General features: G+C 68.4%; 14 protein-coding genes and 2 pseudogenes. 9 read left to right on the plus strand and 7 right to left on the minus strand.

What is annotated here, in order from left to right; translation table 11 throughout:
- Positions 1-160 precede the first annotated feature (160 nt).
- Positions 161-1,279: a serine hydrolase domain-containing protein gene (locus IE124_RS11780; protein WP_229832381.1), complete on the plus strand. Its 1,119-nt coding sequence runs from the start codon at positions 161-163 to the stop codon at positions 1,277-1,279.
- 178 nt (positions 1,280-1,457) lie between these two features.
- Here IE124_RS11780 and IE124_RS11785 read toward each other — a convergent pair whose 3' ends face one another.
- Positions 1,458-2,753 carry a UDP-glucose dehydrogenase family protein gene (locus IE124_RS11785; RefSeq protein ID WP_189507602.1) on the minus strand — a complete coding sequence of 432 codons (1,296 nt, stop codon included), beginning with the start codon at positions 2,751-2,753 and terminating at the stop codon, positions 1,458-1,460.
- 127 nt (positions 2,754-2,880) lie between these two features.
- Here IE124_RS11785 and IE124_RS11790 point away from each other — a divergent pair, with 127 nt between their 5' ends.
- The 3 genes from IE124_RS11790 to IE124_RS11800 all read left to right on the plus strand — a co-directional run bounded on the left by IE124_RS11790 (position 2,881) and on the right by IE124_RS11800 (position 7,516).
- On the plus strand, positions 2,881-3,045 hold the full coding sequence (locus tag IE124_RS11790; RefSeq protein WP_189507604.1) for a hypothetical protein: 165 nt from the start codon (positions 2,881-2,883) through the stop codon (positions 3,043-3,045).
- Positions 3,046-3,955: 910 nt separating this feature from the next.
- Positions 3,956-6,442, plus strand: a complete 2,487-nt coding sequence (locus IE124_RS11795) for a DUF6185 family protein (protein WP_189507606.1) — start codon at positions 3,956-3,958, stop codon at positions 6,440-6,442.
- A 333-nt stretch (positions 6,443-6,775) separates the two neighbouring features.
- A complete protein-coding gene (locus tag IE124_RS11800) occupies positions 6,776-7,516 on the plus strand; it encodes a class I SAM-dependent DNA methyltransferase (protein WP_189507608.1) in 741 nt (246 codons plus the stop codon).
- A gap of 167 nt (positions 7,517-7,683) precedes the next feature.
- On the opposite strand, the gene IE124_RS11805 is transcribed toward IE124_RS11800, so the two are convergent.
- Positions 7,684-7,899, minus strand: coding sequence for a hypothetical protein (locus tag IE124_RS11805; protein WP_189507610.1), 216 nt, complete (start codon positions 7,897-7,899; stop codon positions 7,684-7,686).
- A 58-nt stretch (positions 7,900-7,957) separates the two neighbouring features.
- Positions 7,958-8,242, minus strand: a complete 285-nt coding sequence (locus IE124_RS11810; RefSeq protein ID WP_189507612.1) for a hypothetical protein — start codon at positions 8,240-8,242, stop codon at positions 7,958-7,960.
- A 624-nt stretch (positions 8,243-8,866) separates the two neighbouring features.
- Between IE124_RS11810 and IE124_RS11815 the strand changes: the two are divergent.
- From IE124_RS11815 to IE124_RS11825, 3 genes and pseudogenes are all read left to right on the plus strand, one after another.
- A pseudogene (locus IE124_RS11815) lies at positions 8,867-9,556 on the plus strand (transposase family protein); the annotation flags it as partial.
- 119 nt (positions 9,557-9,675) lie between these two features.
- Positions 9,676-10,611 (plus strand): transposase family protein, encoded by a 936-nt coding sequence (locus IE124_RS11820; protein ID WP_229832382.1) that lies wholly within the window; start codon positions 9,676-9,678, stop codon positions 10,609-10,611.
- A gap of 109 nt (positions 10,612-10,720) precedes the next feature.
- Positions 10,721-11,551: pseudogene (locus IE124_RS11825) on the plus strand (IS5 family transposase); the annotation flags it as partial.
- Between the two features lie 316 nt (positions 11,552-11,867).
- Here IE124_RS11825 and IE124_RS11830 read toward each other — a convergent pair.
- The 4 genes from IE124_RS11830 to IE124_RS11845 form a co-directional block, all read right to left on the minus strand.
- Positions 11,868-12,353, minus strand: coding sequence for a hypothetical protein (locus IE124_RS11830; RefSeq protein ID WP_189507619.1), 486 nt, complete (start codon positions 12,351-12,353; stop codon positions 11,868-11,870).
- Positions 12,354-12,773: 420 nt separating this feature from the next.
- Entirely contained in the window at positions 12,774-13,373 is a 600-nt protein-coding gene (locus IE124_RS11835) for a flavodoxin family protein (protein WP_189507621.1), read from the minus strand.
- Between the two features lie 2 nt (positions 13,374-13,375).
- Positions 13,376-14,245, minus strand: a complete 870-nt coding sequence (locus tag IE124_RS11840; RefSeq protein WP_189507622.1) for an alpha/beta fold hydrolase — start codon at positions 14,243-14,245, stop codon at positions 13,376-13,378.
- Positions 14,239-14,379, minus strand: a complete 141-nt coding sequence (locus IE124_RS11845) for a hypothetical protein (RefSeq protein WP_189507623.1) — start codon at positions 14,377-14,379, stop codon at positions 14,239-14,241. Before IE124_RS11845 ends, IE124_RS11840 begins: the two co-directional genes overlap by 7 nt.
- Before the next feature lie 183 nt (positions 14,380-14,562).
- Here IE124_RS11845 and IE124_RS11850 point away from each other — a divergent pair, with 183 nt between their 5' ends.
- Both IE124_RS11850 and IE124_RS11855 read left to right on the plus strand, forming a co-directional pair.
- Positions 14,563-15,501, plus strand: a complete 939-nt coding sequence (locus tag IE124_RS11850; RefSeq protein ID WP_189507624.1) for a LysR family transcriptional regulator — start codon at positions 14,563-14,565, stop codon at positions 15,499-15,501.
- A gap of 140 nt (positions 15,502-15,641) precedes the next feature.
- On the plus strand, positions 15,642-16,454 hold the full coding sequence (locus IE124_RS11855) for a cyclase family protein (protein WP_189507625.1): 813 nt from the start codon (positions 15,642-15,644) through the stop codon (positions 16,452-16,454).
- Positions 16,455-16,526: the final 72 nt, after the last annotated feature.

The raw sequence follows: 16,526 nt of genomic DNA on the forward strand, positions 1-16,526 counted from the left end.
CTCCTCTCGACGGATTTCAGCCTAACCTATGCACTTGGTGTTGCACGCACCGCGTGCATAATGAGGACATGAGCCTGCCGGACGGTGTGTCCGGCAGGACGTGGGCTGGGGCGATGACCGACCGATGCGGAGCCCCGGGGGATACGAAGGGACGCATGACGTGAAGAACCCACTGGATGCAGCGGCGCTGGACGCGGCCGTCGAGGCCGTCCACCGCGCCGGGATGCCGGGCCTGTTCGCCGAGGTGCGACATGGCGACCAGATCTGGCACGGCGCCGCCGGAGCCGCCGACCTGGACACGGGCCGCCCCGTCACGGTCGACATGCGGCACCGTGTCGGCAGCATCACCAAGACCTTCACCGCCGCAGCGGTGCTCCAGCAGGTGGAGAAGGGGCGGATCGGGCTCGACGCACCGATCGGCCGGTACCTTCCCGAGCTGGTCCCCGGAGAACGCGGTGCCGCGATCACGGTCCGGATGCTGCTCGACCACACCAGCGGCCTCGCCGAGTACCTCCCGTACGCCTATCCCTCCCTCAAGGCGTTCCCCGACCTCGCGAACACCGGACCCGAGAGTCTGGACGACCACCGATTCACGAAATTCGACCCCTTCGAGCTGATCGCGATGGGGGTCGCCGCACCTGCCGTCGGCCTTCCGGGCGGTACGCCAGGGGTGTACTCCAACACCAACTACCTGCTCCTCGTCCAACTCCTGGAACAGGCGACCGGCACCACGGCCGAGCAGTACATCAGCCGGAACGTCATCGAGCGCGCCGGCCTCCGGGACACCGAACTCCCCGCGGAACCGCACATCAGGGGGCCGCACTCGCTGCTCTACGAGTCGTGGTTCGGCATGATCGACCCGCCGCGCGACTACAGCGTCTACGACATGTCATGGGTGGGGCCGTCCGCCTCCCTCATATCGACGGTCTCGGACCTCAACCGCTTCTACCGCGCCTTGCTGGCCGGGAAGATCGTCAGCCTGTCGTCGCTGGCGCAGATGCAGCGCACGGTCCCGGTCGTCTCCCAGGAAGGAAGGGTGATCGACTACGGCCTCGGCCTGCACCCGATGGAAGGTCCCGGGGAGGGCGTCTTCTGGGGGCACGGCGGCACGGTCTGGGGAGGAGGAGCGCTGGCGATGATCCGTGCCGACGGCAAGCGGCAGATGGCGGTCGCGGTGAACATGCAGAGGTGGAACAAGCTCGACTCCTCCGGCAATCCGCAGCCCCATCCCATCGACGGCGCGCTCGCGGCGCTGTACCGCCTGGCGATGTACGGCTGACCGGCTCCTCGCAGGTGACGTGGGCCTGTGGCCCCCGGCTTCGGGCGGGCCCGCGCCGGCGCTCGCCTTCGCGCGTCGCTGGGCCTTGCCGCCCCGACCGCAAGCCACCGGCCGGTCTGCTGGGATCCGCTGCCACGGCCGGAGCCACCGGCCGGGGCAACGGGGCCGCACTGGCGCCTTACGGCCGACCGACCGACATGTAGGTGAAGCCGAGCTCGCGCATCCTGACCGGGTCCAGCAGGTTCCGGCCGTCGAAGAGCACGGGCCGTCGCATCGCTGCTGCCGCCCGCGCCCAGTCGACGTCCTTCAGCTGTGGCCACTCCGTGACGACGACTGCCGCGTCCGCACCGTCCAGGGCCTCGTCCGGGCTCGCGTACCGGGCGGCGGACAGCCACGGCTCCGCCTCGCCCTGCCGGGCCAGCGGGTCCCAGCACCGCACGTGCGCGCCCTCGGCCGCGAGCCGCGACGCCAGGACCGTCGACGGGGCCTCGCGCATGTCGTCCGTACCCGGCTTGAACGCCATCCCCAGCAAGGCGATCTCCAGGCCCGCCAGGTCACCGAGGACGTCCTTCAGCTTCTGGACGGCCCGGCGCTTCTGGATGTTGTTCACATCGATCACCGCCGACAGCAGCATCGGATGGAACCCGGTGTTGCTCGCCGACTGCCGCAGTGCCTCGGAGTCCTTGGGGAAGCACGAGCCGCCCCACCCGATCCCGGGCCGCAGGAAGTGCGGGCCGAGGCGGTGATCGAGCCCGACCGCGCCCAGGACCTCCATCGCGTCCGCCCCGGTGTTCTCGCACAGGGTCGCGATCTCGTTCGCGAAGCTGATCCGCGTGGCGAGCAGCGCGTTCGACGCGAGCTTCACCATCTCGGCCGACCGGACGTCCATCGTCACGACGGGCGCGTCGATGCCCTCGTGCAGCCCCGCGACGAGCGCCGCGGCGGCCGGGTCGTCGGAACCGATGACGATCCGGTCCGGGTTCATGAAGTCGCTCACGGCACGGCCCTCGGCGGTGAACTCCGGGTTCGACACGTAACCCGTGCCCGTCAGCCCGGCCTCGTCGAGCGCGGCGCGGGCCCGGGCGCCCGTGCCGACCGGCACCGTCGACTTCACCACGACCGCGCGCAGGTGCGCGGCGCCGGCCAGGGACCTGACGACCGACCACACCCGCGACAGATCGGCGTCACCGGACACCGAAGGCGGAGTGTCGACGCATACGTACGCGACCTCGGCCCCCTCCAGCGCCTCGCCGAGATCGAGCGTGAACCGCAGCCGCTCCTTGTTCCTGGCGATCATGTCGCCCAGACCGGGCTCGTAGATCGGCACGTCACCTGCCCGGAGGATCCGGACCTTCTCCGGGTCGATGTCGCGCAGAACGACACGATGACCGAGCTCCGCCAGGCACGCGCCCGTCACCAGTCCGATGTAGCCCGCGCCGAAGACGGCGACCTGCCGGTTCTGTCGGTCCGTCATGGTGCCCCGTCCAATCTCGGCAGAACGAATCGGGTCGCTGCCGGGTGAGTGCCCGCTGGTGTCGCGAAGGAAAGCCTCCACCCTAGGGGGTGTCGGCGCGCCGCCCCCGGGAACGCGGACGGCGCGCATGGTGATCCCCGCCGGCGAGCGTCAGGGATGGTCGGGCGCCCAGCAGTTCGGTGACGAGCCGGACGGCCTCGGGCACTCGACGTGGTCGTCCGGAGAGGCCCCGAAGCGAGCACCGGTGGGCGTGATGACGGCGGTCGCGCCGAGCCCAGGACGAACGGACTGACCGCTCGCCTGCCTCGACGATGTCCCGTACGGCAGCAGGCTACGTCCCTGCAGACGAACTGTGGTGATCACCTCGGCGTCCCACTGGACCGGCTCCGCCGGGTCGGCGGTCGCCCCGGGTGATCAGGCGCGTGCGAAGATCAAAGAATGGATCACGGGCACGGGTGCGACGCGAGTTCGACCCGAGTGGGGACGGCGCACGACGGCTTGCTGTCACTGGTGGAGCGTTCTGTGCGGGCCGAGGTGGGGGAGAAGGTGCTGACCCTACCGGTGGCCTGTCGGCTGTGCGGCTCGGACGGCGTGGACGAGTTCGAGGTGTGGGCGGGCGACTGCTTCTGCGTGGGCTGCCTCCTCGCCGTCGGGGTGTGGGATGGGGGCGACCCCGAGACGTTTCCGTCAGAGGCACGTGCCTTCCCGTGGAGACTCGTACCGTCCGCGACCCCGCTCCCCTCGCAGTCATCAGGCGACTACTTCAGATGCTCCGCAGGAAGCATGGTGTTCCAGGTGGCTCTCGCCTTGGTGCTCGGCAAGGACGATGTGGTGCGGCGTGTCTCCGTCGGCCTCAGGTGCTCGGAGCACGGCGGACTGCATCTGTATGTCGACAACGCACATGTGGAGCCGAGCGAATCCTGTCGGTGAACTCAGCGTGCGTCGAGGCAGTGGGCACTGGCGCGGACTGAGTCGCCTGCGGACCTCCGCCTCACCGCGCCCGCCCTGGAACCGGCCGCCACTGTCCGGAGCGACACCCGGCATCCCACCGGCGTCCGCCCGGCGTCCCACCGGCGTTGACCCGGAGGACACCGGCCGGACCGGGGCGCCGCGCCGCCGCTCCTCGGCCGCTTGGGTGGAACCGCCTGCGCGTCGGCGCATCGCACGGCATCGCGCGCGGCCGGCCGGGGGATCGTGGGGCGGTGATCCGTCCCGGCTGGTCCGCTCCGCGCTGTCTGCAAGTACTTCTGCTGCTTCTCTGTCTCGTTCTGCCCGCGGTGGGGGAGGCTGCGGCTGCTCAGGACACCGCGACAGCCTGCCGAGCCGACCAGCTCAAGAAGGCCAAGGTCACGGCGCTGGCCGAGTTCAAGCACCGAGGCAACAACTTCAGCATGGTCACCAGCACCATGGACATCAGCGTGCCCACCACCTGGACTCTCGCCTCCGACCTGCTCCTGGACTCCCATTCTCTGGCCTATCGGTCTGCGCTGGGGTGCCTGGTGGGCAAGCCGTCGGACGAGAAGTACTTTCCTGACGACGAGTGGCGCTTCAAGCCGGTGGCCGTGAAGGCCGATGGCCAGTGGGTCAAGGTGCACTATCAGGCTGTCAACTGGATCCAGTTCTCGTCGTTCGAATCTGTCGGGCCCTGGGACCTGGCGTTGTCGAAGGAGAACTGGAGCATCGAGTTGCGGCCTTCCCCTGCTCTGAAGGGCGCCGACTGGGACAGGGTGCAGGTCGACTTGGGTGGCCGGGGCGCCCTGACGGCCACCCCGCCGCCGGCTTTCGGCGAAGGTGGAACGAATCTGAGCTGGCGGCACACAGAGCTGGACCGCAATCCCCAGGTGACTTTCCGCCCACCCACCGTGCAGCACTGGTACTTCGTCACGACCTCGTTGGAGGAACCCTGGCAGGTTTGGGAGACGTGGGGGTCTTATGGCGCCTCGGCAACATTCTGGTACGTCGCCTCAGGTGCGTTGTTGCTCGTCGCGGGTCGGCGGCTGAAGCACAGTCTGGCCGGTCCGATTTCGGCGGAGGAGTCGAGCGCGCTGCACTACCTGCGGTGGTGGGCGCTCCTCCTGATGCTCCTGGGCGTGCTCGTCTATCTCCACGACAACCTCTACGTGTGGCTCCAGCAGCTGGTGGGCTGGTATCACGATTACCAGCCGACGGTCGCGCTGTTCGTCCTGGCGCTCCTCGGGCCCGCGCTGTGTCTCTTCGGCAGTCGGTCGAAACGCCTCCTCTTCAGTGTGGGCGGAGTCGTCCTCGGCGTACTCGGCTGGTACGTGGTGACAGAGGCTTTCGACTTCACCTTGCTCCCCACCGTCGACTGGCCCTTGTCCACTCCAGGCTTGACCGTGGCGGCCGTGGCCTACGCTGCGCTGCTGGCGGTGTTCTGGATCGGTGTGATCGCAGCCGGGCAGCGGCTCCTGCTGATCAGCGAGACACGGATTCCGACACGTGTGATGGTCGCCGCCGCACTTGCGGCAGCGACGGCGACCGTCCTCTGGTCCTATCTCGCCTTTGAACGTTTCTGGGAGCGGATCACCTGGCTCGCGCACCCGTCTTGGCCTGGTTTCCGGTCGGTCTGGGCTCAAAAACTCGACGAATGGTGGTTGTATTTTCCGACGACTGCACTGGAACCGCTGCTGGTCATCGTCGGCATCTTGGCGCCACTGGCCGTACTGGGCGTCTTGCGGGTCTGCCGGGTCGAACAGCACGAGCAGGGGGCGTTCACGCCGACACCAGCGGAGCGGTATCTCCTGGTGGTCCTCTTTGCCGTAACCCTCGCACCCGACACGTACTACTTCGGCTTCTCGGCTTACGCTCTCACCCTGCTGCTGAGCCTCGTCACGGCCTGGGGGGTACTTGCCCTGGGCTCATCCGTCTCCGTACTGGAGCAGCCTTTCGCCGATGATGCGCCGCTGGGAAGGACGATCTCACTGACCGACAGGGCCGACGTGCTGCGCTTGGCACGTCGGTTCCGGGAGCTCCAGACCCGCCGGGGCCAACTCGGTCCGGCGGAGCATTCCGCCGAGCGGGAGTCGATCGAGGTGGAGATCGACAGACTGGACCAGGCACTGCCGGCGGGAGTCCGGCCCGCCGATCTTCCGTTTGCCTGCGGCCCGATGCCCACATGGTGGGGAAATGCCCGCAGGGGTGCCGTCAATGCGTGTCTCATCGGCTTGCCCGCGACCGGCCTGCTCTATTGGGTGGGCGCGGTAAAGGGCGACTCCTGGGTGGTGAGCGCCGAGGACACGACGGGCTTCCTCTGGATCACGGTCCAGATCCTCTACTGGCAGGTCTACTGGATCGTCGGGGGAATCTTCCTCGGGGCGCTGTGGCGTGATCTGCCGGGCCGTCACGGGCCGACAAAGGCACTCTTCGTCGCGATCGCGTTCGCCGTCCCGGAAGTAGCCGACTTCCTCATCACCCAAGCCCTCCACGGGAGCGTGCCCGAGGTGATCGGTGAGATCGCCGCGTTCGGCTCGGTGATGACGTGTACGGGCCTGATGATGGACCTGCAGACTTTCCAAGACGAGCGCCGCTACTGGCCGACCAACGCCAGTCTCGTCGCCTACGTCTACCAGATGCGCTTCGCCACGTTCGCGTTCTTCATGGCGCAGCTGCTCGCGCTCGTCACCCTCTGGAAGACCTTCGCCGACGTCAGCACCTCGGCGCCCGGCCGGTAGCCGGCCCCCGACCAACGACCTGGGGGCGTCTTGTCGACCATTGGTCGAGCCGGATGAGTGTGCCGGCGAGGGTGACGGCGGCGAGGCAGCGGCCGAGGTGTTCGTCGCAGCGGAGAGCCCTGCCCGATGGCCCCGAGTCGCCATCGACGACACGCGGTTGTCAGCGCCCTTGAGTGCCTTCCGTTCGGCGACATCACTGCCGTACACGCGTACCCCGAGCCGAGCCGTGCCCTGAGCAGTCCGTACCGGCCCGCACCCCGAATCGTCTGATCGAAGCCGGTGGAAGGTAAATGCGTCGACAGCGCCTCCCGGCACCGGGCAAAGTAGCCGCCCGTGACGAGCAGTGAACTGTGGACCCGTGCGACCGCCGAACGCTACGACGCGGAGGAGACCGAGACGTCCTCGCCCGCCGTTCTCGGACCGACCCTCGAATTCCTCGCCGAGCTGGCCGGAGACGGCCGGGCACTGGAGTTCGCCATCGGGACCGGACGAGTGGGTGTTCCCCTCCGCGAACGCGGCGTGCCGGTGGTGGGCATCGAACTGTCCGAGCACATGGCGGCGGTGCTGCGCCGCAAGATCGACGAGGACACGCTCCCGGTGGTGATCGGGGACATGGCCACCACCGCCGTTCCCGGCGAGTTCACCCTGGTCTACCTCGTCTACAACACCATCACGAACCTGCTCACGCAGGACGAGCAGGTCGAGTGTTTCCGCAACGCCGCACGCCATCTGGAGCCCGGTGGCCGGTTCGTCATCGAGCTCGGCGTGCCGCCGCTGAGGTTCCTGCCGCCCGGCCAGGTCGCGGTGCCGTTCGACGTCTCCGAGCGGCATCTCGGCTTCGACACCTTCGACCTCGTCGAGCAGGTTCTCGTCTCGCACCACTTCACCCGTGACGGAGACGACGGCCACTACCGTCGTGACAACTCCCGGCACCGGTACGCCTGGCCGGCGGAGCTCGACCTGATGGCACGGATCGCCGGCCTCGAGCTGGAACGTCGCGTCGCGGACTGGGACGGGGCGCCGTTCACCCAGGACTCGGGGAAGCACATCTCCGTATGGCGCAAGCCGGCCTGAGATCCCCCCGCAGTCCCCCCACAGTCCCCCCGCGCAGGCCGGGGGCAGGGAGACTGTGAGCAGTGCTCGTACGTGGGCGATGTCGGGAACGGCGATGGTGCAGGCTGCAAGTGCCGGGAGTGCGGGCGGTTCCGTACCCGGCAGCAGTTTCGGAAGGTCGGTCTCGGTCAGGAGTGTGACCGGTCCTTCCGGGGAGAGGGCCGGCCCAGATACCGCTCGTACCGTGCGCGGGCCAGGCCGAGTTGCCCGTCGGGTACGCACAGCACTACCTCGGCGAGTTCCCGGGCGCCGTCGGGGTGGCCGAGGTGCCGGGTGTGCTGGAACTCCGGGTCGAGGTCGGCGACGACGCCGACTCGGCCTCCCGGTGCACCGTCGATCTCCACGTAGCGGACGAGCTCCGTGCGTACGCCGTCGGGGTCTCGACGGGCCGGCCGACGGTGTTCACCCCGTCGGCCGGCCGACGGTGTTCACCCCTCCGTGTCCGACCCCGGCGGCGGTGAGCCGGTTTGCCGTGCCGTCGACGTCCGGCGAGGAGAACATCAGGATGTGAAGTCCTTCGAAGCGGTCGCGCCACCCTTCGAGCTGGGCGCTGGTCGCCTCGATCCGGGATTTGACCAGATCGAGCTTCTCCGGACACACCTGGAGCGGAACGATCCGCGCGTCAGGCGGCAGCCCCGCCGTGCTGTACGCCTTCAGCCGCGGCCGTCGCGATCCGGCTCCACACATGATCGACCCGGTAGGGGCTGAGCTACTCGGCGGAGTGTGGGCCCGTCTTTCCGGTGAACGGGAAGAGCGGATAGCCGTCCATGCACCGACCTCCTGGCGGGTGGTACGGCCAATCCATCCCGATCCGGTACAGCAACGTCAGTGCAATGACGCCCGCAAGCGGTGCGAGCCACATGGCTGCCCGCCCACCCCGAAGGGGCCACCGCCGAAGTGCGAGTTGGAGCAGATGCAGCAACAGCGTCATGCAGAGCCACACGACAGGCAGCGTCATCAGCAGCCCTACGTTGTTGCCGGCGTTGTTCCCGAGGGGACAACTCGCCCATGAGCGAACGGTCCACACTGTGCCGCCGTACGCGCCGAGGGCGGCGAGGGCAGGAGTCAGCAAGTACCAGCCGCAGCTTGACGGCGACGCGGGCGCCTCGCCTTCCGCCCTCGACACGTCCATCTCCGCGCCTCCCCACGACAACGCGCCGCAGAGTGACCGAGCAGGCGGACCGGCCGACATCCCCCGCAACAACCGAGGTCCTTCACTCACCCTGACCAAGGAAGGATCAGTTCGGTTCCCGCTCGAGCAAACCCGGAGCCGTCTCGAACTCCCGCCCGGCGCCGTAGTCGTACGCAAACAAAATGGTCCGGGAACGGGGCGGGGATGGTCCCAATGGCGGTCGGCCGTGGTGCCTGCCGTTGGCAGACCGGGTGCTGCTGGTGGCCGTCTACTACCGCACGAACCTCACCATGCGGCAGCTCGCCCCTCTGTTCGGCGTCCCGTCGGCGACGGTCTGCCGGGTGATCCAACGGCTACGGCCGCTGCTCGCGATCGAACCGGCCTCGCGCCCGGCGGACGCGGTCGAGCGGATGTGGATCGTGGACGGAACCTTGCTCCCGGTCCGTGACCGGAAGGTCGGCGCGTCCTCGCGCAACTACCGGTTCTCGGCGAACGTACAGGTCATCATCGACGCCGACAGCAAGCTGGTGATCGCCGCGGCCCGGCCGGTGCCCGGCAACACCGCGGACGCGAGGTCCTGGCGGGACTCCGATCTGGCCGCCGTCTGCGAGGGCGTGACGGTGCTCGCCGACGGCGCCTACAGCAACACCGGGCTCGTCATCCCGCACCGCAAACGCCCCGGCCGGGCCCTGCTGCCCGGTCAGGAAGAGGACAACGCCGAGCACCGAAAGGCCAGGGCCCGCGTCGAGCACGCCTTCGCCCGCATGAAGCACTACAAGATCCTCCGCGACTGCCGACAGCGCGGCAACGGTCTTCACCAAGCGGTCCAGGCCGTCGCCCACATGCACAATCTCGCCCTGGCCGCATGACCAGACCGACGCCGAAGCCTGCCCCGACCTGCCTGCACGCAGCCTTCTGCAACACCCTTTACGAGCTCGTGCACGGTAAGCGGTGAGACGTCGAACCACGGATGGTCGATCATGGTCGGGTGGTGGTGACCGTGACTCGTGCAGCGATCGTCAGCAGCCGTCGGATCACGGGTCTGTCGCCCGACGTGAGTGCTGAACTCGTCGCGGACCTGGGTCCGTTATGGCATGAGCGTCACCAGGCAAAGTTGGCCTCTCGGCCGCGGAAGTGGGCTGTGGGCGCCGGCGCGAAGCACCGGCTGGTGTTCGTCGACCGGCTCCTGGCCACGCTCGTCCATCTCCGCCACGGCGTCACCCATGACGTGCTGGCCTGCTGGTTCGACGTGGACCGTTCCACCATCACTCGGGCCATCGGCGAGGTGCGGCCGCTGCTCGCCGAGCGGGGGTGCATGATCAGCCCCGGCGTCCGGCTGCGGACACTGGCGGAAGTCATCGATCACCTCGGTGCCAGTGGGCAGACTGGCATCATCGACGGCACCGAGCTCCGTGTCCGCCGCCCGGCCGCCGGGCGCAAGGACCGGGATCGCTTCATCTCCGGCAAGAACAAGCAGAACGCTGTGAAGGCCATGGTCTTCACCGACGGGGAGGGGCGGCTGCTGTTCTGCAGCCCGGCCAAACCTGGAAGCTGCGCGGACATCACCCATGCCCGCGATTTAGGCCTGGTCAGGCTCCTGGCGGACGGCCCAGAGGTGGAGATCCTCGCGGACGCCGGCTACCAGGGACTCGGAGCACAGACCGGCGGACGCGTGGTGACGCCACCGCACCGCAAGTTCAAGAAGAACGCCCCGGACTGGTACGAGGAAATGCACGAACGGCAGCGCAAAGCGCATTCCTCCAGGCGGATCCGTGTCGAGCATGGGATCGCCCATCTGAAGAACTGGCGGGCACTGACCCGCCACCTCGGCCGCCGTGAGCACATGAGCGACATGGTTCAGGCCGTTGCCAGTCTGCTGTCACACCAGCAGACCGTCGACCTGAGCCCGCGACGACAGAGGTGAGCCCCGGCCCCGCCGCAGCCTTCGATGTCTCACCGCATACCGTGCACGAGCTCGTTAGAGGTGTCCCATTGATCAATTGGTCAGTTGATCGGATGTGCCTGTCCGCTTAATGATCACCGATGCGATGTGGGACCGGATCGAGCCGCTGATGCCAGCCGATCCGGTCCGCGGTGGGCCGACCACCGGCGCAGCCTTGAGGCCATCGCGTGGAAGTACCGCACCTGCTCTCCTTGGCGGGACCTGCCGGACGAGCTGGGTCCCTTCAGGCTGCTCACAAACGATTGGTTAGGTGGGCTGTGGACGGGACCTGGGAACGGATCCTGGCTTCGCTCCTGGCAGCAGCCGACGGCGCTGATGACATCGGCTGGACCGTGTCGGTTGACTCCACCGTCTGCCGCGCCCACCAGCACGCCGCCGGCGCCAGGAAATAGGGGCGCCGGGCCGGGCTGAACCTGATGACCATGCGCTCGGACGGTCCCGCGGCGGCCTGAGCACGAAAGTTCACCTCGCTAGCGACAGCCGTGCACGGCCTCTGGTCCTCCGCGTGACCGGAGGCCAGGCGGGTGACGCGCCAGCCTTCGAGACCGTCATGGCAGGCATCCGTGTTCCGCGTGGCGGTCCTGGGAGACCGAGGACTCGGCCGGAGGCAGTCCGGGCGGACCGCGCGTACTCCTCCGGGGCGATCCGCGGGCATCTCCGCCGCCGCGGGATCCGCGCTGTCATTCCACAGTCGTCCGACCAGGTCGGCCACCGTCTCCGGCGAGGGCATGCCAGCGGGCGCCCGCCCACTTTCGACGCCGAGGCATACAAACAGCGCAACGCGGTCGAACGGTGCATCAACCGGCTCAAGCAGTGGCGCGGCCTGGCCATGCGAACGGACAAGTTCGCCGTCGCGTATCAGGCTGCACTCCACTTCGCAGCCATTCTGATCTGGACGCGAACGCCGAGGACGACCGCTTGCCAAGGAATGCCTGACTCAGGGCATCGACGTGGCGTCAGTTGCTCTCACCCTGCAGGCCGAGCACCTTCCGGACCTCTTCGCGACGAACAGGTGTCGATACGCCGTCACCTGGCACTGAGGGATGCCACAGAGCGTCGCCCTATCCGCCAGGGCGTGCTCCAGTGCAGGGTCACCTGTGTCCCGGCATGCAGTGAAGCCCGTGGGGGCAAGCCCGAACGTGAATCTGAGAGATCGGAGACGGTGACCAAGCTGCGGCATGGCCACCACCCTCGCACGTGGCCCGATCACCGTGAAGTCAAAGAGACCGGCTCTCATCGTGGACGACGCGAGGGGGTGAGGTCGGCGGTGTCGTTCGAGTGAGGAGAGCGGAGAGGACGGCGGTTGCGGCGAGGCCCAGTGCCGCGGGGCCCACGAAGGCGGGCACGTCGTCGGTCGTGTAGCTTGCGCCGCTCTGCCGTAGGCAGACGTACCGGGGCGGCACGTACTCGACTCGGTGGCCCACGACGTCCGCCGCCGCCTCGGGAGCCCCCGTCACCCGGCAGGGTTGGGCGGGGAAGGCGTCGGTGCCGCTGTCCTCGGTGACGAGCACGGCCAGTCCGAGGTTCAGCAGACCCCACGCGTAGACGGCCACGGCGGCTGCGCCCGCCAGCGCGGCCGCGCATGCCAGGCGGGTCCGCCGGTCGGCTTGGCGCACTCCGATCCGTCCGAGTGTGCCGAAGCCGTATCCGGCGAGCCCGAAGCACAAGAGCGTCGAGATCACGAGGAGGGTGAGGATCACCATCAGCCGACCTCATCATCAGCCGACTCGCCGGGCTATGACGGAGCCCACAATTCCACCTGTTGGTGGCGGGAGAGCGGAGGAACCGGAGACCGGGGCCACCCGTACGGTCACCGAAACACGTGGGCGGCGGAGGAGCCGTGGTGCGGAAGACTCCCTGGTCCATGATCAGGTCGGCCGATCATCGGGGGCGCCGCGGCATGTGGTCCACCCAGGCGCCGGCGGGCCGTCCCACGAGACGCCGCGGCAGCCAGGACGTCGCGGTGGGAATGCCGACCTGGAGCGCGGACGCTTCGAGCACCGTGCTTGTGGGAATTGGGCGGCGTGGTGCCAGGGCCGACAGACGGTCGGCGACCACCGCCGGGAGGTCGGCAGCGCGCCTCCGAACCCGGCCATCCCCCGAGCAAGGGCGCGGCGGATGTCTCAGCCTCGGACAGGAACCGGAACAGCCGCCCTGCGCGTCGCCTGCTGCGCGACCCGGCGCCCGAGGTGCTCGCACGTGGCCAGATCGGCGGGGTGCGCTGCCTCCGGCCCTTCGTCGCTGTTGGACTGTGCCGCGGCTCCCAGCCACACACCCAGGCGGTTCAGGTCGAACTCGGAGGCCGTGCTCGCGTTCCAGCCGGGCAGGAGGCCCAGGCTGACCCAGAGCATGCTGTGCTGGGCGGCGAACAGTGACAACGTCTGGAGCGCATGCAGCTTGTCGCCGGACTTCGCTCCCGAGTTGACGAAGCCCGCGGCGAGCTTGTCCGCCCAAGTCTGCGACTTCCAGCGGCGGCTGGACTGTTCCATGAACCCTTTGAACTTGGCCGCGACATCACCCAGATAGGTAGGAGACCCGAAGATGACGGCGTCGGCGGAGTCGAGCAGCAGCCACTGCTCCTCGGTGACGGTGACGGTGACGGTGTCGACGGCGACGAGATGGACCTCGGTGTCGGCGACCGATGCGGCGCCGTCCCGCACGGCCGCGGCGAAGCGTGCGGTGTGGCCGAAGCCGCTGAAGTAGGCGATGACGACACTGGCCATGACTATTTTCCGTTTCGGTCGAGGAAGTCGGCGATGAGCGGGGCGATCTCGGGGAGCTTCTCCTCGAGGGCGAAATGGCCGGTGTCGAAGAGGTGGAGCTCCGCGTCCGGCAGGTCCCGGAGGTAGGCATGGGCGCCGGCTGCGAGGAAGAAGGCGTCACCCCGGCCCCAGACGATCAGCGTCGGCGGCCGGTGCTCACGCAGCCACCGCTGCCACCGCGGATACAGCTCCACGTTGGTGTGGTAATCGAGGGCCAGATCCACCTGGATCTCCTTGCGCCCGGGCAGGTCGAGGAAGTACTGGTCGAGCGTCCAGCCATCAGGGCTGATCCGCGCCGGGTCGCCGGCGCCGCCCTCGTACTGGCTGCGCGTCACCGGAAGGACCAGGATGTCCCGGACGCGCTCCGCCGCACCCTCGATGCCCGGCCGGTCGGCTGCCATGCCGCGGGCGAGGTCGCTCAGCCCCTCGTCGTAGGCGTTGGCGTTCTGGATCACCAGGCCCGCGAACCACTCCGGGCGTCGAGCGGCGAGCCGCAGTCCCACCGGTCCGCCGAAGTCGAAGAGGTAGGCCGTGAACCTGTCGAGCCCCAGGGCGAGACAGAACCCTTCGATCGCGTCCGTCATCCGCTCGAACGAGTAAGGGGACGCGGACCGGTCGGGATCGTCGCTGTGCCCGAACCCGGGATAGCCGGGAGCGACCAGCCGGAACCGGTCGCCGAGCACGTCGATGAGCCGGCGGAACTGGTGGGAGGCGGACGGGAACCCGTGCAGCAGGAGCAGTACGGGAGCGTCCGCGGGACCGGCTTCTCGATAGAAGACGCGGGCGCCGTCGACGTCGGCGAAGCGGTGTGCCACGCCGGGAGAAATCACCATGGGGATTCCCTGAGGATCGGATCGAGCGGATCGAGCGGATCGAGCGGATCGAGCGGATCGAGCGGATCGAGCGGATCGAGCGGATCGAGCGGATCGAGCGGATCGAGCGGATCGAGCGGATTCGTGCGCCTCAAGAGTCACGGGCCCCGCCCGCGGTGATCAACAGTCCATCGGGCAAGGCCAGTTGCCTGCGCGTCAACGATGCGTGACGGGGATCACGTGCCCGCCGTGTCAGATTTGACGACCCCTGTCTCGTCGTGTCAGCGATACGTCACCATCAAGATCAGGCACGTGCGGTGCCGCGGGGGAGTCCGACCATGGAGCGTCAAGAGATCGAGATCTTCCTTGTTCTCGCCCAGGAACTCCACTTCGGCCGGACCGCGGAACGGCTGCATATCTCCACCGCGCGAGTCAGCAAGACCCTCAAGAAGATCGAACGGCACCTGGGCGTCGAGCTGTTCGAGCGGACCAGTCGCCGCGTCGAGCTCACCGACGTCGGCGCCAGGCTCCGCGACGACCTGAGCCCGCACCACCAGGGCATCCAGGATGCGATGGACCGGGCACGACAGGCGCGCCACGGGATCACCAGCACCATCACGGCCGCGTTCATGAGCGCCCTGGCCGGACGCCTCGTCACCCAAGGCGGCGAGCGGTTCATGGCCGACAATCCCTGGTGCAGGGTCCGCGTGGTCGAGACGCAAGTGCACCAGTTCGTGTCGCAGCTCCGCGACGGCACCGCCGACGTCCTGCTGATGCCACTCCCGGTCGACGAACCCGACATCACCGTAGGGCCCGTCCTCCGCCGTCAGGACCGTTACGTGGTCGTCCCGACCGGACACCACTTCGCAGACCGCACGTCGGTGACGTTCGAGGACCTCGCCGACGAGGTGTTCCCCACCGCCGCCTCGGCGTTCCCGGAGTACGCCGCCGATTACCATTCGCCGCGCGCCACGCCGAGCGGTCGCCGAATCAAGCGCTCGGCGGAAGTGTGCTCAACCCATGCCGAAGCCCTCACCCTGGTCGCCGTCGGCGGCCGCAATATCGTCCTGGGCGACGCGCAGTTCAAGCAGTACTACAACCGCCCCGATCTCGCCTACATCCCGGTCAGCGACCTGCCGCCACTGGAGTTCGCCCTGCTCTGGCGTACCCGCGACGACTCCGACGCTCGCATCCGAGCCTTCGTGAACGCGACCGTCGAAGCCGAATCACACGCGGCGCCCATCACCGACAACACCCCACCAAGCACGCACCACTGACGACCTGTCCACTTCACCGAGCTCGGTGCCCGATCTCGCCGAGCTGGTACGCAAGCCCCTCGGACCGGCGAGCTCAGCACCCTTCCGACGCAACACAACACGACACGACACGACACGACGACATAGGACGGACATACACGATGGCTGCATTCACGAACGACGACACCGAGCAGTGGCGCGTGCAGTTCGACGCCGAGGTGACCTTCGCCAACGGCGGAGCCCTGCAGGCACAGGAATTCAGGCTGGACGCCTCCGGACCCGACATCAGCGACACCGAACTCGGCGAGCTGTTCGTCCGCCATCTGGGACTGCTGATGGTCGGCAAGGTGAGCATCCGTAACAAGCAGATGCTGAGGGAAGCCCACAAGGGATCTCGGGGCACGGCGGGAGCGGAACACCGACCCGGAGCACGGATCGTCGACCTCAGCCAGGCCGGTCCCCGCCTCGCGGACGTGGAAGGCGTGCTCGTCCGAGTTCTCGGCTCCGCGGAACGGCCCATCGAGCGGGGCTTGTTCCTGCCGTACGACGTCACCGGAAAGGCCGTCTTGATCCACACGGGCTGGGACCGGATCGGGAGCACCGGGCGCCACGGCGACGGTCATCCCTTCCTCACCGCGGATGCCGCCGAATGGCTCGCTGAGCGGCGGCCCGCGCTCGTCGGCATCGACGCACCAAGCATCGACGACACGGACACGGACACGGGAACGGGAACGGGCACGGGAACGGGCACGGGAACGGGCACGGGCAACGACACCGACGACGGATCCGACAACGACGACACCCGCCCTGCACGCACCGCTCTGCTGAAGGCGGGAATCCCCGTCCTAGCAAATCTGCGCGGCCTGGACCGGTTGCCGCCCCACGGATTCCGCCTCCACGCAGCGCCCCTGGCCGACGAAGGTGCGGGGGCCCTGCCGGTACGGGCCTATGCACTCATCGGCGAGGAGCGCTAGACCGAACCCGCCCTCCTGCGATCACGCAGGGCACGTGCCGTACCTCAGACCCTGGACGCCGGCACTCGCGCA

It is taken from the genome of Streptomyces narbonensis (assembly GCF_014649015.1).
Lineage (GTDB): Bacteria > Actinomycetota > Actinomycetes > Streptomycetales > Streptomycetaceae > Streptomyces > Streptomyces narbonensis.

What these genes read in the sequence shown, in the direction of transcription:
- IE124_RS11785 (WP_189507602.1), bottom strand. Translation starts at nt 2,753, where the DNA reads ATGACGGACCGACAGAACCGGCAGGTCGCCGTCTTCGGCGCGGGCTAC.
- IE124_RS11790 (WP_189507604.1), top strand. Translation starts at nt 2,881, where the DNA reads ATGGTGATCCCCGCCGGCGAGCGTCAGGGATGGTCGGGCGCCCAGCAG.
- IE124_RS11810 (WP_189507612.1), bottom strand. Translation starts at nt 8,242, where the DNA reads ATGTGTGGAGCCGGATCGCGACGGCCGCGGCTGAAGGCGTACAGCACG.
- IE124_RS11830 (WP_189507619.1), bottom strand. Translation starts at nt 12,353, where the DNA reads ATGGTGATCCTCACCCTCCTCGTGATCTCGACGCTCTTGTGCTTCGGG.
- IE124_RS11835 (WP_189507621.1), bottom strand. Translation starts at nt 13,373, where the DNA reads ATGGCCAGTGTCGTCATCGCCTACTTCAGCGGCTTCGGCCACACCGCA.
- IE124_RS11840 (WP_189507622.1), bottom strand. Translation starts at nt 14,245, where the DNA reads ATGGTGATTTCTCCCGGCGTGGCACACCGCTTCGCCGACGTCGACGGC.
- IE124_RS11850 (WP_189507624.1), top strand. Translation starts at nt 14,563, where the DNA reads ATGGAGCGTCAAGAGATCGAGATCTTCCTTGTTCTCGCCCAGGAACTC.
- IE124_RS11855 (WP_189507625.1), top strand. Translation starts at nt 15,642, where the DNA reads ATGGCTGCATTCACGAACGACGACACCGAGCAGTGGCGCGTGCAGTTC.